This is a genomic window from Tepidiphilus succinatimandens, assembly GCF_006503695.1.
GTDB lineage: Bacteria > Pseudomonadota > Gammaproteobacteria > Burkholderiales > Rhodocyclaceae > Tepidiphilus > Tepidiphilus succinatimandens.
Genome location: NZ_SBIK01000002.1, coordinates 73,791 through 88,344, shown reverse-complemented (window position 1 = coordinate 88,344; position 14,554 = coordinate 73,791). Strand labels below are relative to the sequence as shown.

General features: G+C 67.6%; 15 protein-coding genes. 2 read left to right on the top strand and 13 right to left on the bottom strand.

Going from position 1 to position 14,554, the window contains the following annotated elements; all coding sequences use genetic code 11:
• Positions 1 to 33 precede the first annotated feature (33 nt).
• The 11 genes from folE2 to tsaE form a co-directional block, all read right to left on the bottom strand.
• Positions 34 to 840, bottom strand: a complete 807-nt coding sequence (folE2, locus tag EPD82_RS02500; protein ID WP_141055042.1) for a GTP cyclohydrolase FolE2 — start codon at positions 838 to 840, stop codon at positions 34 to 36.
• A gap of 61 nt (positions 841 to 901) precedes the next feature.
• Positions 902 to 2,767, bottom strand: coding sequence for a 1-deoxy-D-xylulose-5-phosphate synthase (dxs, locus tag EPD82_RS02495; RefSeq protein WP_141055039.1), 1,866 nt, complete (start codon positions 2,765 to 2,767; stop codon positions 902 to 904).
• 5 nt (positions 2,768 to 2,772) lie between these two features.
• Positions 2,773 to 3,675: a polyprenyl synthetase family protein gene (locus tag EPD82_RS02490; RefSeq protein WP_141055036.1), complete on the bottom strand. Its 903-nt coding sequence runs from the start codon at positions 3,673 to 3,675 to the stop codon at positions 2,773 to 2,775.
• The gene (gene xseB, locus EPD82_RS02485; RefSeq protein ID WP_141055033.1) at positions 3,672 to 3,911 is read right to left on the bottom strand and encodes an exodeoxyribonuclease VII small subunit; all 240 of its coding nucleotides are present in this window, start codon (positions 3,909 to 3,911) and stop codon (positions 3,672 to 3,674) included. Before xseB ends, EPD82_RS02490 begins: the two co-directional genes overlap by 4 nt.
• The gene (ispH, locus tag EPD82_RS02480; protein WP_141055030.1) at positions 3,908 to 4,846 is read right to left on the bottom strand and encodes a 4-hydroxy-3-methylbut-2-enyl diphosphate reductase; all 939 of its coding nucleotides are present in this window, start codon (positions 4,844 to 4,846) and stop codon (positions 3,908 to 3,910) included. The genes xseB and ispH overlap by 4 nt, the downstream gene beginning before the upstream one ends.
• 5 nt (positions 4,847 to 4,851) lie before the next feature.
• Positions 4,852 to 5,280, bottom strand: coding sequence for an FKBP-type peptidyl-prolyl cis-trans isomerase (locus EPD82_RS02475; RefSeq protein ID WP_055423500.1), 429 nt, complete (start codon positions 5,278 to 5,280; stop codon positions 4,852 to 4,854).
• A 5-nt stretch (positions 5,281 to 5,285) separates the two neighbouring features.
• Entirely contained in the window at positions 5,286 to 5,783 is a 498-nt protein-coding gene (gene lspA / locus EPD82_RS02470; protein WP_141055026.1) for a signal peptidase II, read from the bottom strand.
• Positions 5,780 to 8,593 carry an isoleucine--tRNA ligase gene (ileS, locus tag EPD82_RS02465; RefSeq protein WP_141055023.1) on the bottom strand — a complete coding sequence of 938 codons (2,814 nt, stop codon included), beginning with the start codon at positions 8,591 to 8,593 and terminating at the stop codon, positions 5,780 to 5,782. Before ileS ends, lspA begins: the two co-directional genes overlap by 4 nt.
• Positions 8,590 to 9,543 (bottom strand): bifunctional riboflavin kinase/FAD synthetase, encoded by a 954-nt coding sequence (locus EPD82_RS02460; protein WP_141055020.1) that lies wholly within the window; start codon positions 9,541 to 9,543, stop codon positions 8,590 to 8,592. The genes ileS and EPD82_RS02460 overlap by 4 nt, the downstream gene beginning before the upstream one ends.
• 58 nt (positions 9,544 to 9,601) lie before the next feature.
• On the bottom strand, positions 9,602 to 10,945 hold the full coding sequence (locus tag EPD82_RS02455) for an N-acetylmuramoyl-L-alanine amidase (protein ID WP_141055017.1): 1,344 nt from the start codon (positions 10,943 to 10,945) through the stop codon (positions 9,602 to 9,604).
• Positions 10,915 to 11,394: a tRNA (adenosine(37)-N6)-threonylcarbamoyltransferase complex ATPase subunit type 1 TsaE gene (tsaE, locus tag EPD82_RS02450; protein ID WP_055423505.1), complete on the bottom strand. Its 480-nt coding sequence runs from the start codon at positions 11,392 to 11,394 to the stop codon at positions 10,915 to 10,917. Before tsaE ends, EPD82_RS02455 begins: the two co-directional genes overlap by 31 nt.
• Here tsaE and queG point away from each other — a divergent pair.
• Positions 11,383 to 12,465 carry a tRNA epoxyqueuosine(34) reductase QueG gene (queG, locus tag EPD82_RS02445; protein ID WP_141055014.1) on the top strand — a complete coding sequence of 361 codons (1,083 nt, stop codon included), beginning with the start codon at positions 11,383 to 11,385 and terminating at the stop codon, positions 12,463 to 12,465. The two genes, tsaE and queG, sit on opposite strands and share 12 nt — an antisense overlap.
• Before the next feature lie 41 nt (positions 12,466 to 12,506).
• On the top strand, positions 12,507 to 13,325 hold the full coding sequence (gene murI / locus EPD82_RS02440) for a glutamate racemase (protein WP_055423507.1): 819 nt from the start codon (positions 12,507 to 12,509) through the stop codon (positions 13,323 to 13,325).
• Positions 13,326 to 13,328: 3 nt separating this feature from the next.
• On the opposite strand, the gene EPD82_RS02435 is transcribed toward murI, so the two are convergent.
• Positions 13,329 to 14,204, bottom strand: coding sequence for a sulfurtransferase (locus EPD82_RS02435; protein ID WP_141055010.1), 876 nt, complete (start codon positions 14,202 to 14,204; stop codon positions 13,329 to 13,331).
• On the bottom strand, positions 14,185 to 14,553 hold the full coding sequence (locus EPD82_RS02430) for a SpoIIAA family protein (RefSeq protein ID WP_055423509.1): 369 nt from the start codon (positions 14,551 to 14,553) through the stop codon (positions 14,185 to 14,187). The genes EPD82_RS02435 and EPD82_RS02430 overlap by 20 nt, the downstream gene beginning before the upstream one ends.
• Position 14,554: the final 1 nt, after the last annotated feature.

The window sequence follows — 14,554 nt, the reverse complement described above, 5'->3', positions numbered from 1 at the left end:
GCGCCGGGGCAGTCCGACCGGCGCCTTCTCGCGTCAACGGGGCTTGGTCTTGTCGCGCTCGATCAGCGCATAGGCCGAGTGGTTGTGGATGGACTCGAAGTTCTCCGATTCGGCGACGTAATGCACGATGCGCGGGTCGGCATCGAGCCGGGCGGCGACGTCGCGCACCATGTCTTCGACGAACTTTGGGTTGTCGTAGGCGTGCTCGGTGACGTATTTCTCGTCGGGGCGCTTCAAGAGCCCATAGAGTTCGCTGGAGGCTTCTTTCTCGGCCAGTTGCACGAGCTCTTCGATCCAGACGTGATCGATCGTGCGTGCGGTGATGGTGACGTGCGAGCGCTGGTTGTGCGCGCCGTAAGCCGAGATCTTCTTCGAGCAGGGGCACAGGCTCGTGACCGGTACCACCACTTTCATGGTGAAGCGGTACTCGCCGCCGGCGAGGATCTCGCCGATGAAGGTGACGTCGTAGTCCATCAGGCTTGGCACGCCGGTGACCGGGGCGCGCTTCTCGATGAAGTAGGGAAAGCTCATCTCGATGTGGCCGGTCTCGGCTTCGAGCCGCTCGACCATCTGCCGCAGCATGGGTTCGAAATTCTCGACCGAGATCTCGCGCTCGTGGGCGTTGAGGATCTCGACGAAGCGCGACATGTGCGTGCCCTTGAAGTTGTGCGGCAGCCCCACGTACATGTTGAAGGTGGCGACGGTGTGCTGCACGCCGCCGCTGCGGTCACTCACGCGGATGGGGTGGCGGATGCTCTTGATGCCGACCTTGTCGATGGCCATGTGGCGGTGATCGGCGAAGGATTGCACGTCGGGGATGGGTTGGATCGCTTGGTCCATGTCGGGTTCTCTCGTTTCGTTCTTGGGGGGTGATCCTATCGTAGACCCATGCCGTGACGGGTCAAGCATCGCCGCCATCGAAGCGCGCTATCGCCGCCTGGATGCCGTCGGCGTCGAGCCCTACCAGGCGCAGCAGCAGGGCCGGGTCGCCGTGCTCGATGAAGCGATCGGGCAGTCCCAGGCGCAGCAGCCGGGGTGGGGTGTCCAGCGTCTGGACGATGCGCGCGACTTCGGCTCCGGCCCCGCCGATGACGGCGTTCTCTTCCAGCGTGACGAGCACGTCATGGGTGGCGGCCACGGCGCGTATCGTGGTCTCGTCGAGCGGTTTGACGAAGCGCAGGTTGACCACCGTGGCGTCGAGCCGCTCACCGACTTCGCGCGCTGGCGCCACCATCGAACCGAGGGCGAGCAGCGCGATGCGCCGGCCCTGGCGCAGCAGTTCGGCTTTGCCGATCGGCAAAGGCTCTAACCCTGGATCAAGGGGGACGCCGGGGCCATGACCACGGGGGTAGCGTACCGCTGCTGGGCCGTCGTGCAGGAAAGCGGTGGTGAGCATGCGGCGGCATTCGTTCTCGTCGGCCGGTGCCATCACCACGAGATTGGGCACGCAGGCCAGAAAGCTCAGGTCGAAGGCGCCGTGGTGCGTGGGTCCGTCGGCGCCCACCAGTCCGCCGCGGTCGATGGCCAAGACCACGGGCAGGTTCTGCAGGGCGATGTCGTGGATGAGCTGGTCGTAGGCGCGCTGCAGGAAAGTGGAGTAGATCGCCACCACCGGTTTGAACCCTTCGCAGGCAAGCCCGGCGGCGAGGGTGAGGGCGTGCTGCTCGGCAATGCCGACGTCGAAATAGCGCTCGGGGTATTCCTGGGCGAAGCGCACCAGGCCCGAGCCCTCGCGCATGGCCGGGGTGATGCCGATGAGGCGTGGGTCGCGCGCGGCCATGTCGAAGATCCAGTCGCCGAAGATCTGGGTGTAGGTGGGGCGGCTGGCCTTGGCCGGCTCCAGCCCCTTGGCGTGGTCGAAGCGCGACACGCCGTGATAGAGCACGGGGTCGGCCTCGGCGAGTTTGTAGCCGCGCCCTTTCTTGGTGACGACGTGCACGAAGCGCAGGCCGCCGAGCTTGCGCAGGTTGGCAAGCGTCGGAACCAGCACGTCGAGGTCGTGCCCATCGATGGGGCCGTAGTAGTGGAAACCGAATTCCTCGAAGAGCGTGCCCGGCGGCGAGATCATGCCCTTGACGTGTTCTTCGACGCGTCGCGCGAGCGCCTTGATTGGCGGGGCGGCCGAGAGCACCGTCTCACCCACCCGGCGCGCGGTGTTGTAGGGCTCGCCGCTCAGAAGCCGCGCGAAAACCTGGGTGAGCGCCCCCACCGGCGGCGAGATCGACATCTCGTTGTCGTTGAGGATCACCGTGAGGTCGATTCCGTCGAGGTCGCCGGCGTGGTTGAGCGCCTCGAATGCCATGCCGGCCGACATCGCCCCGTCGCCGATCACCGCCACGCATTGGCGCTTTTCGCCGCGGGCACGGGCGGCGAGCGCCATGCCCAGTGCGGCCGAGATGGAGGTGGAGGAGTGTCCCGTGCCGAAGGTGTCGTAGGGGCTCTCTTCGCGCTTGGGAAAGCCGGAGAGCCCGCCATGCTGGCGCAGCGTGGCCATGCGGTCGCGCCGGCCGGTGAGGATCTTGTGACCGTAAGTCTGATGCCCCACGTCCCAGACGAGGCGATCGTAGGGGGTGTCGTAGACGTAGTGCAGCGCGATGGTGAGTTCGACGGCGCCGAGGTTGGAAGCCAGGTGCCCGCCAGTGTGCGCCACCGTCTCGAGGATGAACTGACGCAGCTCGGCGGCGAGCCGCTTGAGTTCGGGCAGCGACAGGCGGCGCAGGTCGGCAGGGTCGTCGATGCGGCTGAGTAGGGGAAAACGTTCAGTCATGGGGGTCAGCGCCGGCGGTTGGCAACGAAACGGGCGAGCTCGCGCAGGCGCTCGGCGCGCGCGCCCACCGGTTCGAGCGCACCGAGGGTTTCTTCCAGGGTGCGCTGGGCCGCCTCGATCGCTCCCTCCAATCCCAGGAGCGTGACGTAGGTGGCCTTGGCGTGGCGCTCGTCCTTGCCGGCCGTCTTGCCCAGGGTGGCGCTGTCGGCGGTGGCGTCCAGGATGTCGTCGGTGATCTGGAAGAGCAACCCTAGGGCGTTGGCGCCGCGTTCGAGCGCCGTGCAGGCGGTTTCATCGGGTTCGTCGCAGTGAGCGCCGGCGAGGATCGCGTAGCGGATGAGCGCCCCGGTCTTGCACCGATGCAGCGTTTGCAGCGCTTCGAGGGGAATCTTGCGGCCGGTGGCAGCGAGGTCGAGTGCCTGGCCACCGGCCATGCCGTGCGAGCCGGCCGCGCGGGCGAGGCCACGCAAGAGGCCGAGCTGGCGATCGGGTGACAGGCCGGGAAGCGGCGTGGCGAGCAGCTGGAAGGCGAGCGTCTGGAGCGCATCCCCCGTGAGCAGGGCCGTGGCTTCGTCGAAGGCCACATGGACGGTGGGGCGGCCATGACGCAGCGCGTCGTCATCCATTGCGGGGAGGTCGTCGTGCACCAGAGAATAGACGTGGATGAGCTCGACCGCCGCAGCGACGGGCAACAGGGTCTCGATGGGGGCATCGAACCCCTCGCCGGAAGCGAAGACGAGCAGCGGCCGGATGCGCTTGCCGCCGCCGAGCACGGCGTAGCGCATCGCTTCGTGCAGGCGCTGGGGTTCGGCCTCGGCGGCGGGCAGGATCTGATCGAGGAAGTGTTCGACGAGGGCACGGCGGCGCTCGCACCACGTCTCGAACGGTTCGCGCTCAGAGAACGTCATCGTTCGGCGGGCGGGTCGAGGGGCACGAAAGTGCCGTTTTCGATGGCGAGCAGCCGCTGTTCGGCTTCGTCGAGCACCTGACGGCAGCGACGCACCAGCGCCACGCCTTGCTGATAGCGCTGCAGCGCCGTCTCCAGCGGCAGGCGGCCGGTCTCCAGCGCCTGGACGATGCGCTCGAGTTCGGTGAGCGCGGCTTCGAAGTCGAGGTGCTCGGGTGCGGCAGTGGATTCGCTCATGTCGCCTCCGTGAGGGTTTTGGGAAGGGTGAAGCGGACGTTTTCCGCCACGCCCGGCAGCTCGGCGATTTCGGCAGCGCCCAGTTCCCGCAACCGGGCGAGCACGCGCTGTACGAGTGCTTCCGGGGCCGAAGCGCCGGCGGTGAGACCGATGCGCCGCGCGCCCTCGATCGTCTCGGCGGTGAGCGCCGTTTCGTCCTCGATGAGGTGCGCCGGAACCCCCAGCGCTGCGGCCACTTCCCGCAGGCGGTTGGAATTGGAGCTGTTGGGCGAGCCGATCACCAGCACGAGATCGCATTGGGCGGCAAGGCGCTTGACGGCGTCCTGACGGTTTTGCGTGGCGTAGCAGATGTCGTCTTTTTTCGGACCGAGGATGTGCGGATAGCGTGCGGTGAGCCGCTCGATGAGGCGCCGGGCGTCGTCGACCGACAGCGTCGTCTGGGTGACGTAGGCGCAGCGTTCGGGGTCGAGCGTGAGCCGGGCGACGTCCTCCTCGGTCTCGACGAGGTGGATGCGATCGGGCACCTGCCCCATCGTGCCTTCCACCTCGGGATGCCCTCGGTGGCCGATCATCACGATGTCGTAGCCTTGGCGGTGCAGGCGCTGTACTTCGTGGTGCACCTTGGTCACCAGCGGGCAGGTGGCGTCGAGCACGGTGAGGCCGCGCGCGCGGGCCCGCTCATGGACTCCTTGGGCCACGCCGTGGGCACTGAAGACGACCACGGCTCCGTCGGGTACCTCGTCGAGCTCTTCGACGAAGACGGCGCCGCGCGCGCGCAACGACTCGACCACGTGGCGGTTGTGCACGATCTCGTGGCGCACGTAGATGGGGGCGCCGAAGTGCTCGAGCGCCCGCTCGACGATCTCGATGGCCCGATCGACTCCGGCGCAGAAGCCGCGGGGATTGGCGAGCAGGACGGTGGGGGCGGCGTTCATGGGATTCAGCTGATGCCGATGATGTGCACTTCGAGCCGGACGGTCTTGCCGGCGAGCGGATGGTTGAAGTCCACGACGCCGTATTCTTCGGTGAGTTCCCGCACCAGCCCCGCGTAGCGCGAACCGTCGGGGGCGGCGAATTCCAGGAGCGTCATCGCGTCGGTGACTTCCGGGGGGAAATCGGCGCGCGCCACGCGCTCGACGAGCTCGGGGCGATGCGGGCCGAAGGCTTCTTCGGGCGGCAGCGTGAAGACGCGGCGCTCGCCCACGCGCAGGCCCGCCAGGCAGCGCTCGAGCGCCGGCAGCACTTCGCCGGTGCCGAGCTGCAAGGTGGCGGGAGTGGCCTCGAAGGTGCTCACCACGGCGGTGCCGTCTTCGAGGAGAAAGCGGTAGTGCAGGGTAACGAGGCTGTCGGGGCGGACGGTGTCGGTCATGTCGCTCATTCCTGGGAAGCGGGGCGAGGGGTATCGTGGGGCCGGCGGTAGTGCCACAGCAGCAGCGCCACACCGACCGTGATGGCGCTGTCGGCAAGATTGAAGGCGGGCCAAGCCCAGCGCCCGGCGTGAAAGAGCAGGAAATCGTAGACGGCGCCGTGCGCCAGCCGATCGATGGCGTTGCCGAGCGCGCCGCCGACGATCAGGCCGTAGGCGAAGCGCTCCATCCGTTCCGCCCCCGGGCTCGCGGCGAGCCACGACAGCCACGCGCTCACGCCGAACGCGAGGGCGAGGAAGAGTCCTCGCTGCCAGCCGCTGGCTTGGGCGAGAAAGCTGAAGGCCGCGCCGGTATTGTATACCGAGACGAGCTGTAGGAAAGGCGCGAGCACCAGGCGTTCGCCCTCGGGAAGCCAGCGCGAGAGGGCGATCTTGCTGCCCTGGTCGAGCGCGATCACCGCCAGGGCGACGGCAAGCGTCGGCCGTAGCCGGGCGAAGGCGCTCATGCCCAGCGGCGCGTCTCGCCCGCGCCGTGCAGATTGTCGATGCAGCGTGCGCACAGGGTGGGGTGCTCGGGGTCGCGGCCCACGTCGGCCTCATAGTGCCAGCAGCGCTCGCATTTGGCGTGCGGGCTCGGTTCGATCTCGATGCCCTCGGCTTCGGGGGTATCGACCTCGACGAGGCGCACTTGGGAGGTGATGAGGGCGAACTTGAGCTCTTCGCCCAAGGCCGCGAGCGCCGTGTAGCGTTCGCCGTGGGCGCGGATCGTGACTTCGGCCTGCAACGAAGGGCCGATGCGGCCCTGCATGCGCACCGCCTCGATCGCCTTGTTGACCGCCTCGCGCGTCTCGAGCACGGTCGCCCAGCGCCGCTCGATCGTCTCGGCCTGTGGGACCGCCGGAATCTCGTGCCAGGTGTGCAGCATCACGCTGTCGTCGTCGCTGCCGGTGAGGTAGGTCCAGATCTCTTCGGCGGTGAAAGCGAGCACCGGCGCCATCAGGCGCACGAAGGCGTGCAGGATGTGGTGGATCGCCGTCTGCGCCGAGCGCCGCGGCAGGCCATTGGCAGGCGTCGTGTAGAGACGATCCTTGAGGACGTCGAGATAGAAGGCGCCCAGTTCCTCGGCGGCGTAGTTCTGCAGCGCCTGCACCACCTTGTGGAATTCGAAACGCTCGTAGTCGGCGCAGACCTGCGCCTGCAGGCGCGCCAGGCGCAGCAGGGCGTAGCGGTCGAGCTCCACCATGTCTTCCACCGGCACCGCATCGCGCGTGTGCTCGAAGTCGGCCACGTTGGCGAGCATGAAGCGCAGGGTGTTGCGCAGCCGCCGGTAGACCTCGACGACGCGATCGAGGATTTCCTTGGAGATGGTGAGCTCGCCGGAATAGTCGGTGGCGGCCACCCACAGGCGCAGGATTTCGGCGCCGAGCGTGTCGGCGACCTGCTGCGGCGCGACGACGTTGCCGCGCGACTTCGACATCTTCAGCCCTTGGCCGTCGACCACGAAGCCGTGCGTGAGCAGCCCCCGGTAGGGCGGATGCCCGTCGATGGCGCAGCCGGTGAGCAGCGACGAGTGGAACCAGCCACGGTGCTGGTCGGAACCCTCTAGGTAGAGGTCGGCCGGGTGTCCCAGCTCGGGGTGCGAGCCGCGCAGCACGTGCACGTGGGTGGTGCCGGAGTCGAACCACACGTCCAGCGTGTCGAGCACTTTTTCGTAGCGATCGGCTTCCTCGCCAAGGAGTTCGCGGGGATCGAGCCGGAACCAGGCGTCGATCCCCTCGCGCTCGACGCGCCGGGCGACTTCCTCGATGAGCTGCGCCGTAGCGGGGTGCGGTTCGCCCGTGGTCTTGTCGACGAAGAAGGCGATCGGCACGCCCCAGTTGCGTTGGCGCGAGATGCACCAGTCGGGGCGATTGGCGATCATGGCATGCAGCCGTGCCTGGCCCCAGGCGGGGTAGAAACGGGTAGCGTCCACGCCGCGCAAGGCTTTGTCGCGCAGGGTCTCGCCGTCGGGCAAGGCGCGGCCGGGAATCGTGTCCATGGCGATGAACCACTGGCCGGTGGCGCGGTAGATCGTCGGACTCTTGTGGCGCCAGCAGTGGGGGTAGCTGTGGCGGATCGGCGCGTGGGCAAAGAGCGATCCGACTTCTTCGAGCTTGGCGACGATCTTCGGGTTCGCGTCCCAGATCGAGAGCCCACCGAAGAAGGGGAGCGCAGGGTCGTAGGTCCCGTCGCCGCGCACCGGCATGAGGATGTCTTCCTGGCGCATGCCGGCCTTGAGGCAGGTGAGGAAGTCGTCGACGCCGTAGGCCGGGGCCGAATGCACCAGCCCCGTGCCGGTGGAGACATCGACGTAATCGGCCGCGATCACCAGGCTGTCGCGGGCGTAGAAAGGGTGGCGGAAACGCAGCCGGTCGAGCGCCGCGCCGTGCGCCGCGCCCAGCACGCGCCCCTCGAGCCCGTAGCGCGCGAGCGCCTGTTCGCGCAGCGCCGCGGCGAGGATGAGGGCGCCGCGGGGCGTGGCTACCAGCTCGTAGACGACTTCGGGGTGCACGTTGATCGCCTGGTTGGCAGGGATCGTCCACGGCGTGGTGGTCCAGATCACGGCGTAGATCGGCCCCTGCGGCGGCTCGCTCAGGCCGAAAGCGTGGGCAAGGCGCGCGCGCTCGGCGGGGTCTTCTAGGGGAAAGCCGACGTCGATCGCCGGCGAGGTGCGCTCCGCGTACTCGATCTCGGCTTCGGCCAGGGCCGAGCCGCAGTCGAAGCACCAGTTGACGGGTTTGAGCCCCTTGTAGAGGTAGCCGCGCTCGTAGATCTTGCCCAGCGCCCGGATCTCGTTCGCCTCGTTGGCAAAGTTCATCGTGAGGTAGGGATTGTCCCAGTCGCCCAGCACGCCCAGGCGAATGAAATCTTTCATCTGGCGCTGGATCTGCTCGGCGGCGTATTCGCGGCAGCGGCGGCGGGCTTCGTCCGGCGGCAGGTGCTTGCCGTAGAGTTTTTCGATCTGGTGTTCGATCGGCAGGCCATGGCAATCCCAGCCCGGAACGTAGGGGGCATCGAACCCGGCCAGCGTCTTCGAGCGCACGATGATGTCCTTGAGGATCTTATTGACCGCGTGCCCGATGTGGATGTCGCCATTGGCGTAGGGCGGGCCGTCGTGCAACACGAATTTGGGGCGGCCGCGGCAAACCTCGCGGATCTTGCGATAGAGCTTTTTCTGCTGCCATTGCGCGATCCAGCCGGGTTCGCGCTTGGCGAGGTTGGCGCGCATGGGGAAGGGGGTATCGGGCAGATTGAGCGTGGCGCGGTAGTCGGTCATGGATGATCCTCGGTCAGGGGGAACGCTGCGCCGTGGTGCCGATGCCATTGGCGGGCATGGACGACGTCTTCGCCGATCTGGGCGCGCAGGGCGTCCAGATCGGCGAATTTGCGTTCCTCGCGCAGTTTGTGGAAAAAGGCGACGCACACGCGGCGACCGTAGCATTCGCCGCTCCAGTCGAGCAGATGGACTTCGAGCCGCGGCGTGAGCCCGCCCACGGTCGGGCGCAGGCCGATGTTGGCCACCGCGGGCAGGGGCGAGGCGGCAAGCCCCACGACGCTGCAGACATAGACGCCCGGCGGTGCGAGCCGGCGCGCAGACAAGGGGATGTTGGCGGTGGGAAAGCCGAGCGCGCGCCCGAGCTTTTCGCCGTGCATCACCCGGCCCTCGATGCTGTAAGGGCGACCGAGCAGCCGAGCGGCCTGTTCGAGCTTTCCCTCGGCCACCAGGGTACGGATGAGGCTGCTGGAGACGCGCAGTCCGTCGATGCGCACTTCCGGCACCGGCTCGACGGTGAAGCCGAATCGCTCGCCGGCTTCGAGCAGTTCGGCGAGCCCGCCGCCGCGCCGGGCGCCGAAACGGAAGTCGTCTCCGATGACGAGGTGCTGGACGTTGAGCCCGCGCACGAGCAGCGTTTCGATGAATTCCTCAGCCCCGAGTCGCGCAAGGCGAGAATCGAATCGCAGCACGTGCAGGCGGTCGAGCACCGAGTCGGCGAGCGCGAGGAGCTTTTCGCGCAGGGAGCTCAGCCGCGGCGGGGCGGCCTGCGGCGCAAAGAATTCACGCGGGTGGGGCTCGAAGGTGAGGGCGGCGGCTTGGGCGTGCGCTTCGTCGGCGCGCTCCCGCACCAGGCGCAACAAGACCTGGTGTCCGCGATGGACGCCGTCGAAATTGCCGATCGTCAGCACGGTGGGCGGATGAGGTCCGCCGATGCCTCGGATGACGCGCATAGCCGCTATGCCGGAAAAAACTTCGATTATATCGGCTGTGCAGCGAAACGGCGCCGTTTCAGCCTTTGCCGTCTCGGGCTGCCATCAGGAGCCGCGGCGTCGGTGCAGCGGCTTCGAGATAGCGCTGCAGCCCCTTGCTGATCGCCTGCGCCAACCGCTCCTGGTAGGCGGGGTCGTTGAGGCGGCGTTCTTCCTCGGGATTGCTGATGAAGGCGGTTTCGATGAGCACGGCGGGCACGTCGGGGTTGCGCAGCACGGCGAAGTTGGCGTATTCGATGTCGCGTTTGTGCAAGGGGTTGATCTCGCCGAGCGAGGCGAGCAGGTGCCGTCCGAGCTTGGCGGAATCCTGCATGGTGGCGGTGAGGGAGAGATCGAGCAGGGTCTTGGCGACGTGCTCGTTTTTTTGTCCCAGGTTGACCCCGCCGATGAGATCGGCCTCGTTTTCCTTGTTGGCGAGCCAGCGGGCGGTGGTGCTCGAGGCACCACGGTCACTCAGCACATAGACGGAGCTGCCGCGCGGGCTGGAGGAGACGACGGCATCGGCGTGGATGGAGACGAAGAGATCGGCCTGGGCGGCGCGGGCGCGGCGCACGCGCTCACCCAGGGGAACGAAATAGTCGTCGTTGCGGGTGAGGGCGCAGCGCAGCTTGGGCTGCGCATCCAGGATACGTTTCAGCCGGCGGGCCACGGCCAGGGTCACGTCTTTTTCGCGCGAGCCGAAGCGGCCGATCGCGCCCGGATCCTCGCCGCCGTGGCCAGGGTCGATGACGATCACGTAGGGGGCGCTGGCTGGAGTCCGGCCCTTGGCTGGCGGAGAAAGAGCGGCGGCAGGGGGAAGGTCGGGGGTCTCGCTCAGCTGGGGGGTGCCGGCCGTCGATGAGGCCCCATGCTTGTTGCCGAGTTCGGCAAGCAGCGCTTGGATCGGATCGCGCGGCGTTTTGGGGTAGACGTCGATCACCAGGCGATGGCGGTACTGCGCCACCGGATCCAGGGTGAAGATCTGGGGTTCGGCTTTCTGCTTGAGGTCGATGACTACCCGCACGACGTCGGGACGGAACTGACCCACCCGTACGCCTTGGATGTAGGGGTCCTCGGCCGAGATCTTGCCCGGCAGGCTCTTGAGGACTTCGTCGAGGCTCATGCCCGGCAGGTCGATCACCAGGCGGTCGGGATCGGGGACGAACTGGTATTCGAAATGCAGCGGCTGGTTCGCCTCCAGCGTGATTCGCGTATAGTCTTCGGCCGGCCAGGCGCGCACGGCGACGAAAGCCGCTCCCTGCGCCCAGCCCAAGCGGGGCGTGAGGGTGAAGGCGGCAAGCAGCGCACCCGCCTGGCCGAGAAAGCGCCGCCTGCGGGGCGTGACGGCATCGGTCAGCGCGATGGGGCGAGACGGTCGAGGCATTCGCTGGCCCTCGGGGTCGAAGCGGTGAGTCGGGCTTCGCGGCTGCCGTCGGGACGCGGCGCGAGCGCGAGCGTCAGATCCGGCGCCGGCGTGTGCGGTGCGGCTTTTTCCGGCCATTCGACGAGGCACACGCCCGTGCCGTCGAAGTATTCGTCGAGTCCGGCGCCGAAGAATTCCTCTGGCGTCGCGAAGCGGTAGAAATCGAAATGATACAGGTTCAAACCGGACACGGTGTACGGTTCGACGAGTCCGTAGGTCGGGCTCTTGACGGGGCCGGTGTGCCCCAGGGCGCGCAGCATTGCGCGCACGAAGGTGGTCTTGCCGGCGCCAAGGGGGCCGACGAGATGGATGACCCAGCCGGGAGCGAGGCAGGGGGCGAGACGCTGGGCGAGCGCCGCCGTGGCGGCTTCGTCGGCAAGGGGGAGAAGGAGTTCGCGATGCAAGGACATGAGAGGCCTCGGACGGTGGAACCGATCGACTGGGCGGCGCGCAAACGTGCGATCGCCGAAGCAGCGGCCAGGCTCGGGTTTTCGGCGATGCGGGTGGTCGAGCCCGACCTGTCGGCGTGCGAGGCGGGCCTGCTCGCCTGGCTGGAAGCCAGATTCCACGGTGAGATGGATTATATGCGCCGACACGGGCTTTTGCGCGCGCGTCCCGCCGAACTGGTGCCGGGCACGGTACGGGTGATCTCTTTGCGCTTCCCCTATTGGCCGGCGGATGCGGCACCGGCGCAGGAAGTGCTCGCTGACCCGGGGCTCGGCTACGTGTCGCGCTATGCCCTGGGGCGGGATTACCACAAAGCGGTGCGCGTGCGCTTGGCGCGGCTCGTCGCGTTCATGGAGGCGATGGGGCCGCATCGGGGACGGGTCTTCGTCGATTCGGCGCCGGTGATGGAAGTGGCGCTCGCCGAGCGCGCAGGCTTGGGCTGGCGCGGCAAGCACACGCTCTTGTTGAACCGCGAGGAAGGGTCGTTCTTCTTTCTCGGCGAGATCTTCACCGACTGGCCCCTGCCGGTCGACGAACCGGTTGCGCCGCACTGCGGACGCTGCACGCGCTGCCTCGATCTCTGTCCGACCCGGGCGATCGTAGCTCCCTATCGTCTGGACGCGCGCCGATGTATCTCTTATTTGACCATCGAGCATCCCGGGCCGATTCCCGAAGTCCTGCGTCCGGCGATCGGCAACCGCATCTATGGCTGCGACGATTGCCAGCTCGTCTGCCCGTGGAACCGCTTCGCGCGGCGCGTCGATCTGCCCGAATTCACGCCGCGCCACGGGCTGGATGCTCCGATGCTCACTTCGCTCTTTGCTTGGAGCGAGGGCGAGTTCCTGGAAAAGTTCGCCGGCAGTCCGATACGGCGCATCGGTTGGGAACGGTGGCTGCGCAACCTGGCCGTGGCCCTGGGCAACGCCCCCACGAGTCCGGAGGTGGTGGCGGCGCTCATGGCACGGCGCGAGCATCCCTCCGCCCTGGTGCGTGAGCATGTCGCCTGGGCGCTCGCGCGGCATGGAGTGTCTTGAAGGGCGGTGCTACACTCGCGCTTTTGCAGGGAAGGCACAGGATGACGAAGGCGGATCGCCCCATCGGGGTGTTCGATTCCGGCGTGGGCGGCCTGACCGTGGTGCGCGCGCTCATGGAGCGGCTACCGTTCGAATCCATCGTCTATTTCGGCGACACGGCGCGCGTGCCCTATGGGATCAAGTCGCCGGACACCATCGCGCGTTACGCGGCCCAGCTCACCCGTTTCCTGCTCGCGCAGGACGTGAAGATGCTGATCGTGGCGTGCAACACCATGGCGGCGGTGGCGCAGGAAGTGGTGCGCACGCTCGCCGGACCGAACGTGCCGGTGCTCGACGTGATCGAGGCTGGCGCCCGGGCGGCGGTGGCGGCCACGCGCAACGCCACGGTGGGCGTGATCGGTACGCCGACCACCATCAACAGCAACACCTATGCGCTTCGCATTCATGCGCTGCGCGGCGATGTGCGGGTGCATTCACAAGCCTGTGCCCTCTTCGTGCCGCTGGTGGAAGAAGGCTGGCTCGACCATCCGGTCACGCGCCTCACTGCCGAGGAGTACCTCAAGCCGGTGCTCGCCGAAGGAGTGGACACCCTCGTGCTCGGCTGCACCCATTATCCCTTGCTCAAGCCGGTGCTCGCCGACATCGCCGGACCGCAGGTGCGCATCGTCGATTCGGCCGTGACCACGGCCGAGCAGGCGGCGCGGGTACTCGATGGTGCGGAGGGTCTGCGCGCCGGTGCCGGCAGCGTGCCGCGGCACCGCTTCTACGTCACGGACGTGCCGCTGCGTTTCCAGACCATCGCCGAACGATTCCTGGGGCGGGCTTTGCCGGAGGTAGTGCGGGTCGACGTGCCGGAGTAGGGCTCAAGGCTCGGGCCCGGTGGCGACGGGTCGGCGCGCATCGGCGCACCACTCGCTCCACGAGCCGGGGTAGAGGCGCGAGCCGCAAAGCCCCGCCGATTCCATGGCCAGCAGGTTGTGGCAGGCGGTGACGCCGGAACCGCACTGATGCACCACTTCCGACGGATCGCGGCCAGCAAGCAAGGCCGCGAACTCGGCGCGCAGCACCTCGGGCGGACGGAATCGGCTGTGCTCGTCGAGGTTGAGGCGATAGAAGCGGTTGACGGCGCCGGGGATGTGCCCCGCGACCGGGTCGAGCGCCTCGTTCTCGCCGCGATAGCGGTCGGGACTGCGGGCATCCACGATGAGAAAGCGACCGCTCCCGAGCTGGGCGAGGAGCTCTTCGGTGGTGACGGTGGGCATGCACGGCTCGGGCGCGGCAGGGTAGGTGCACGGCCCCGCTTGCCGAACGCTGCGATCGAACGGCAGGTTGTCGCTGCGCCAGGCGTTCCAGCCGCCGTCGAGCACGGCCACGCGCCGATGCCCGATCCAGCGCAGCATCCACCAGGCGCGCGCCGCGAACATCCCCCCATCGTCATCGTAGACCACGACCTGCGTCTCGGGCGTGAGGCCGCACGCCCCCACGAAACGAACGAAGTCGCCGTACGGCGGCAACGGATGGCGGCCGTTCGTGCCGGTGCGCGGGCTGGAGAGATCTTCGTCCAGATGCCAGAAGATCGCTCCGGGGATATGGGCTTCCATCCAAGCCCGACGCCCGAGCGCCGGATCGCTGAGATCGTGCCGGCAGTCGATCACCCGCCAGGAAGGATCGTCCAGGTGTTCGGCGAGCGTGCGGGTAGAGACGAGATGGGCGAAGGACTCATGGATTACCGCGTTCATTTCGCCCTTCCTTGAGCCAGGAAAGCGCCTCTTCCTCGGAATCGAACACCTTGATCTCCGCTTCGAGGAAAAGGCTCTCGAGCCAGGTGAGCAGGGCGAGCCAATCGTCTTCGGCCACGATGGCGATGCGGCGAAAGTCGCTCGGATGCTGACGGGCGAAGCGGAATTCCTCCCACGCGGCATCGATCGTGAACCCCAGCATGCCGCGCAGGTCGAGCAAGACGTCTACCGGACCGCCGAAACGGTTGCGGTATTCGACCGCATCCTCGAATTCCTTGAAATCCTCGAGCGTGAATTCGCCGAAGACGGCGGCGGAAATGAAGTCGTCGCGTACTTCGATGGTGATCACG

Excerpts from the sequence above, each read along its gene's own strand:
- ileS (WP_141055023.1), bottom strand. The coding sequence starts at position 8,593 with ATGACCGACTACCGCGCCACGCTCAATCTGCCCGATACCCCCTTCCCC.
- dxs (WP_141055039.1), bottom strand. The coding sequence starts at position 2,767 with ATGACTGAACGTTTTCCCCTACTCAGCCGCATCGACGACCCTGCCGAC.
- queG (WP_141055014.1), top strand. The coding sequence starts at position 11,383 with ATGCAAGGACATGAGAGGCCTCGGACGGTGGAACCGATCGACTGGGCG.
- EPD82_RS02475 (WP_055423500.1), bottom strand. The coding sequence starts at position 5,280 with ATGACCGACACCGTCCGCCCCGACAGCCTCGTTACCCTGCACTACCGC.
- xseB (WP_141055033.1), bottom strand. The coding sequence starts at position 3,911 with ATGAGCGAATCCACTGCCGCACCCGAGCACCTCGACTTCGAAGCCGCG.
- EPD82_RS02490 (WP_141055036.1), bottom strand. The coding sequence starts at position 3,675 with ATGACGTTCTCTGAGCGCGAACCGTTCGAGACGTGGTGCGAGCGCCGC.
- lspA (WP_141055026.1), bottom strand. The coding sequence starts at position 5,783 with ATGAGCGCCTTCGCCCGGCTACGGCCGACGCTTGCCGTCGCCCTGGCG.
- ispH (WP_141055030.1), bottom strand. The coding sequence starts at position 4,846 with ATGAACGCCGCCCCCACCGTCCTGCTCGCCAATCCCCGCGGCTTCTGC.
- EPD82_RS02455 (WP_141055017.1), bottom strand. The coding sequence starts at position 10,945 with ATGCCTCGACCGTCTCGCCCCATCGCGCTGACCGATGCCGTCACGCCC.
- EPD82_RS02435 (WP_141055010.1), bottom strand. The coding sequence starts at position 14,204 with ATGAACGCGGTAATCCATGAGTCCTTCGCCCATCTCGTCTCTACCCGC.
- EPD82_RS02460 (WP_141055020.1), bottom strand. The coding sequence starts at position 9,543 with ATGCGCGTCATCCGAGGCATCGGCGGACCTCATCCGCCCACCGTGCTG.
- tsaE (WP_055423505.1), bottom strand. The coding sequence starts at position 11,394 with ATGTCCTTGCATCGCGAACTCCTTCTCCCCCTTGCCGACGAAGCCGCC.
- murI (WP_055423507.1), top strand. The coding sequence starts at position 12,507 with ATGACGAAGGCGGATCGCCCCATCGGGGTGTTCGATTCCGGCGTGGGC.
- folE2 (WP_141055042.1), bottom strand. The coding sequence starts at position 840 with ATGGACCAAGCGATCCAACCCATCCCCGACGTGCAATCCTTCGCCGAT.